5 protein-coding genes are annotated in these 3763 nt (G+C 65.1%); 2 read left to right on the top strand and 3 right to left on the bottom strand.

The window, feature by feature from the left end:
- Positions 1 to 547 precede the first annotated feature (547 nt).
- Together U9978_RS22530 and U9978_RS22525 are read right to left on the bottom strand one after the other, a co-directional pair.
- A complete protein-coding gene (locus tag U9978_RS22530) occupies positions 548 to 952 on the bottom strand; it encodes a polymorphic toxin-type HINT domain-containing protein (protein ID WP_322763147.1) in 405 nt (134 codons plus the stop codon).
- Positions 953 to 954: 2 nt separating this feature from the next.
- Entirely contained in the window at positions 955 to 1266 is a 312-nt protein-coding gene (locus tag U9978_RS22525; RefSeq protein ID WP_322763149.1) for an IS66 family transposase, read from the bottom strand.
- 171 nt (positions 1267 to 1437) lie between these two features.
- On the opposite strand from U9978_RS22525, the gene U9978_RS22520 reads away from it, so the two are divergent.
- Positions 1438 to 1803: a hypothetical protein gene (locus U9978_RS22520; RefSeq protein WP_322763146.1), complete on the top strand. Its 366-nt coding sequence runs from the start codon at positions 1438 to 1440 to the stop codon at positions 1801 to 1803.
- Between the two features lie 197 nt (positions 1804 to 2000).
- Positions 2001 to 2462, top strand: coding sequence for a deaminase (locus U9978_RS22515; RefSeq protein ID WP_322763145.1), 462 nt, complete (start codon positions 2001 to 2003; stop codon positions 2460 to 2462).
- 18 nt (positions 2463 to 2480) lie between these two features.
- Here U9978_RS22515 and U9978_RS22510 read toward each other — a convergent pair.
- A partial coding sequence (locus tag U9978_RS22510) for an NAD+ synthase (RefSeq protein ID WP_322763144.1) occupies positions 2481 to 3763 on the bottom strand: 1283 nt, incomplete at its 5' end.

The following is a 3763-nucleotide window of genomic DNA, read 5'->3' as shown; positions in this document are numbered from 1 at the left end:
ACCGCGCGACCCGAACGGTTCGTCCACCGACCGCCCACACCACCACCGCTACCGACAGCCGCCTGGATCAACCCACCAGACCCGATCCCGGACCAGCCAGGCCCCGACACAGAACAACCAGCTCAGTAACACCTACAAGATCTTGTCTCGATCAGGTTGACGGGTTCCGCAACCCCTCCTCGCTCCTCGCGCATCAGCGACTGGAGGACGACTTCTTCTCTGACTTGGCTGCGGAGTGCGTCCACCGATGTCCACCGAGTTGCCCAGCCTCGCTCCTCCGCCTCCAACTGGATCGCGAGCAGCGTATCGAAGCTGATCTGACACATGCGGAAGTCGGGGTCAGTCGAATGAATCATAGGCATCAGGCACTACTCCCCGCCGTAGACGTCGATACGGATTGGCGTGTCTGGGTCGATGCGCCCATCCTTGATCCTCGTTTGGAGTTCGTCCCAGCGGTGATGACCTCCAAGAATCGTCCCCCCACGTGAGACGACAATTCCGTCTCCCTGTGCGGCGTTGTTGATCCCATCCAGAAGTTCATCGTTGCTCAGTTCCTCGTGGTACCACTGCGATGCTGGAGTCCGAGTCGACCGTCCCTCGGTGTACTTCTTAGAGAGATCACCAGTATTCTCGTGATGTGTCGACCACTTCGGATATGGCCCAGAATTGTGGACGAGGATCGGGTGGTCCCTGCCAGGACATAGTACGTGTGCAGGTCATCAACCGTCAGGTTGTACACCCGCTGGTGAGCCGCATACGTCCGGACCACACCGACCTGCACGAACGTGCCCGCCGACGTCCGCAACAGAGCACCCGAGGCCACGTCCCTGGCAGCCACCCACCGCCCCAACGACTCCACCCAGAACGGATGACCATCCGTCGCCACGATGACCTTGTCGCCGTCGGCGGTACGGACCGTCACCTCAACCAGGGCCTTATCCCCCTCACCCACGATCACATGTGGCGCACTGACTCCTTGAGGCCGCCCTTGAACGTCGCCAGGGTGCGGTCGCCGAGCAGATACCAGGTGTAGAGCTGCGTGCAGGCGACCAGCAGATACTTCTTCTTCCGGGCCGGTCCGACCCGGATCGGGGTCTCGTCGCAGGCCACCACATGCGCCGGCGTGAGCAGCGTACGGATCGCCTGATTCGCCTCGGCGACGGCCTTCGCCAGCAGGCCGTGGACGAACCCGGCCGACGGCGCGGCGCCGGTCAGCGAGCGGACGAGTTCCACGCAGCGGTGCACCGGGATCGTATGGGCGACCATCAGATACACACACCAGCCCCACTCCTTGATCCACGTCCCTATTGCCGGGTGCTCTAAGCTTGGGAATCGAGCACTGCGGGAAAGGTTCGCGCAAAACGGCGGCATGGCGCAGCGGGGGAAGTGATGTACGATTTCGACTACAAGGTGGTCATGAGCCGGAGGTGAGTACTGATGATGGTCAGATTCAAGGGTGCTGGTGGCTGCGACCAGCGTACCTCCCAGGGATCGGGATCGCTCAAGATCGAATTTGAGTACCCGGTGCTTGAGATCTATGCTCAGGCAGACGGGGCGAATAAGTTTCGGATTGAATTCTCGGAGAGAGAGCTTCCATCCCTGTTTGACTCAAGACTGTTCGACGTCTCTTCCGGCTTGATTCCGGAGGCGTGGAGGGTTACTCGCGAGTGGGATGGCTCTTTGACGTTCGGACCGGAAGAATGGAGCATGAATTCCTTCTGGGAGGCGTTTATGGACCGTGAAGATTGGGCTGTCGAGCTCTATAAGATTGGGCGTACCAAGTCGCTTGAGAGATCTCTCTGAAAATGCGAGTGCCGGTTCAAACGGTCATAGCGACGCTCCGATAGGATGGTCTCGGTAGCGTCGACAGACTGGACGGTGGAGGGTCCCAGCTGGCTTTGCCGGGTGGTTCTGGATCTTGCCATGATCTTGTGATCGGGTTTGGCCTCGGTACCCGCGGCGACGGGCGTCGAACCCGTCAGGGGAAGGACGAACACTCCATGGCCCGCAATGCCCCGTTCGACGATCATCGGTGGATGACGCGCGCCATCGAGCTCGCCCAGCGCTGCCCACCCGCGACCGGTGCCTACTCGGTGGGCGCCGTCATCGTCGAGGAGAACGGCGCGGAGATCTCCTGCGGATTCTCCCGGGAGGTCGACGACGCGGTGCATGCCGAGGAGTCCGCGCTTGCGAAGATCTCCCCGGCCGATCCCCGGCTCGCCACCGCGACGATCTACAGCACGCTGGAGCCGTGTTCCCAGCGCATGTCCCGGCCGCGCACCTGTACCCGGCTCATCCTGGCGGCGAGGATCCCCCGAGTGGTCATCGCCTGGCGGGAACCCAACGTGTTCGTCGCTGACTGTCAGGGCTACGAACTGCTCACCGCGGCCGGTGTCACCGTGGTGGAAATGCCGGCATTCGGCGAGTTGGCCCGTGCGGTGAACGCCCACCTGGCGGTGTGACCGCTTCGCCGGCGTTGATTATCCACTGGGGTGCTCCCGCCAGTGGGAGGTGATCGGTAGCCGGCGGTCGCGGCCGAACGCCTTCGACGTCACCTTCGGGCCTGGCGGGTTCTGCCGGCGTTTGTACTCGGCGAGGTCCACCAGCCGGATCACCCGCTCCACGGTTTCGGGGCTGTGACCCGCTGTGATCAGTTCGGTTCGGCCCTGGTCGCGCTCGACGTAGTCGTCGAGGACGGCGTCCAGGGTGGTGTAGTCCGGTAGCCGGTCGGAGTCGAGCTGGCCGGGAGCGAGCTCGGCGGACGGGGGCTTGACGATGATCTCTTCCGGGATGGGTGGGGTTTCCCCCCGGCGGTCGGCGTGCGCGTTGCGCCAGCGCGCGAGTTCCCAGACCAGGGTTTTGGGCACATCCTTGATCGGGGCGAAGCCGCCCGCGCTGTCGCCGTAGAGGGTGGAGAATCCGGTCGCGAGTTCGCTTTTGTTGCCGGTGGTGAGAACCAGATGGCCATGGGCGTTCGAGAGCGCCATCAGCAGCGTGCCGCGGACCCGGGCTTGGAGGTTCTCCGCGGCCAGACCTGCGAGCCCACCGGCGGTGGCCAGCGTGGCGTGGAAGGCGTCGACCACCGGCTGGATCGGGGCCACGGTGTGGGTGACACCGGTCCGCCGGGCGAGTTCGGCGGCGTCGTCGACGGATCCGGTCGACGAGTGCACCGAGGGCATGGCGACGGTGTGCACCCGGTCGGCGCCGAGGGCGTCCACAGCGATCGTGGCGACCAGGGCCGAGTCGATGCCGCCGGACAGCCCGAGCACGACCGAGGTGAACCCGTTCTTGCCGACGTAGTCGCGGGTGCCGGTGACCAGTGCCTGGTAGAGCTCGGCGGCGGAGTCCAGCCGTTGTGCCACCACGGGCGCCGCGGCGTCGAATGCGGCGACGGGTTGGTCCGTCAGGACCAGGCGGGTCACCGTCATCGCGGTGCCGTCGCCCGCGTCGACCGCCGTTCCGGTGCCGACCGCTGTTCCGGTGGCGACCGCCGAGGCCGCCGGTGCAGCGGTTCGGGCTGCCGGTAGGTCAAGGTCGACGGTCAGCAGCGTCTCGGTGAACTGTTCGGCGCGGGCGAGGAGCCGGCCGGCCGCGTCGACCACGAGTGAGCCGCCGTCGAAGACGAGCTCGTCCTGGCCGCCGACCAGGTTGACGTAGGCGAGCGCGGCGCCCGCCTCGCGTGCCCGTCGCGCTGCCAGTTCGTCACGGTGGAACGCCTTCCCGCGCTCATAGGGTGACCCGTTGATGCACACCAGCAGGCCCA

This window comes from Protofrankia sp. Cr2 (genome assembly GCF_963555885.1).
Lineage (GTDB): Bacteria > Actinomycetota > Actinomycetes > Frankiales > Frankiaceae > Protofrankia.
Note: the sequence above shows the minus strand (reverse complement) of the source record. Positions and strands in the feature narration are given on the sequence as shown.